Origin of the sequence: Streptomyces antnestii (assembly GCF_004005495.1) — a bacterium.
In the GTDB taxonomy this organism is placed as follows: domain Bacteria; phylum Actinomycetota; class Actinomycetes; order Streptomycetales; family Streptomycetaceae; genus Streptomyces; species Streptomyces antnestii.
In genome coordinates this window covers 1-767 of sequence record NZ_RZYA01000066.1, presented here as the reverse complement: position 1 = coordinate 767, position 767 = coordinate 1, and the positions used below count along the sequence as shown (strand labels likewise).

Sequence of the window (767 nt, the reverse complement as noted above, 5' to 3'; positions counted from 1 at the left end):
TTGGTGGCGATCAGTGCCGTGATCTCATCGGCGAGGTGCGGGCCGAGTTCGCCCCAGCCGTCCTTGTAGCCGTAGACGCCGGCCAGAGTGCGGCCCTCGTAGTCGCCGTTCATGATCTCGATGTCGTTGGCTGTGATGAGTGCGGGGTGGGCGACGCCGACGGCCGACGAGACCTTGATCAGCTCCCTGCGCAGGGTGCGCAGGTAGACCGCGGCCCGGGTGGCCTTCGAGGCCGGATCGAGGCCGCGGGCCAGCCACGGGTTCTGGGTGGCGATGCCGGTGGGGCACTTGTCGGTGTGGCACTTCTGCGACTGGATGCAGCCGATCGACAGCATCGCCTCACGGGCCACGTTGATCATGTCGGCGCCCAGCGCGAACGCGACCGCGGAGTTCTCGGGCAGGCCGAGCTTGCCGGAGCCGATGAAGGTCAGGTCGTCGGTCAGCCCCAGTTCGGCGAACGTCCCGTAGACCCGGGAGAAACCCATCCGGAACGGCAGCGCCACCGAGTCGGCGAACATCCGCGGTGCCGCCCCGGTGCCGCCCTCGCCTCCGTCGATGGTCACGAAGTCGACACCGCGGTCGCCACGTGCCATCAGCGTGGCCAGCTCCTGCCAGAAGCCCATCTCTCCCACCGCGCTCTTGACCCCGACCGGCAGACCGGTCTCGGCGGCCAGCAGCTCGACGAAGTCGAGCATCGAGTCGACGTCGCTGAACGCGGTGTGCCGCGCGGGGGAGGCGCAGTCCTTGCCGAGCGGGATGCCACGGAT

1 protein-coding gene is annotated in these 767 nt (G+C 69.1%); it reads right to left on the bottom strand.

Annotated features, from left to right (window positions below):
• Nucleotides 1–767, bottom strand: a 767-nt coding sequence (locus tag EOT10_RS40970) for an FMN-binding glutamate synthase family protein (protein WP_146003161.1), incomplete at both ends; no start/stop codon positions are given.